Here is a 306-nt window from a genome sequence, read left to right on the forward strand (position 1 = left end):
CGCGGGAAGAACGACGAGGACTGCATCATCGCCATGGGCGGCATCACCGACACACGCTTCCAGACGGCACTCGTGCGGCAGGCGCAGCAAGCGGGCAAACTGCGCGCCGCCTTCCACCCGCCCAGCCACTGGATCGACAACACGCCGGTGCACCTGTCGGCGCGCCTGCGCGCATTCCGCCGTGACGGCACCCTGCCCGACTATCCGCTGGGCAGCGATTTCACCGACGTGGAGCAGCGCATCGTCAAGGCACTGGGATGGCTGAAGGCGAATACCGCCACGCCCTGGAAGAAGATCGGCACCGTG

At 67.3% G+C, this 306-nt stretch carries 1 protein-coding gene; it reads left to right on the forward strand.

Going from position 1 to position 306, the window contains the following annotated elements:
* Positions 1-306 (forward strand): hypothetical protein (locus ABEH87_RS21735; protein WP_346579430.1); only part of this gene is annotated, 306 nt, incomplete at both ends.

This window comes from Erwinia sp. Eh17-17 (assembly GCF_039675725.1).
Lineage (GTDB): Bacteria > Pseudomonadota > Gammaproteobacteria > Enterobacterales > Enterobacteriaceae > Erwinia.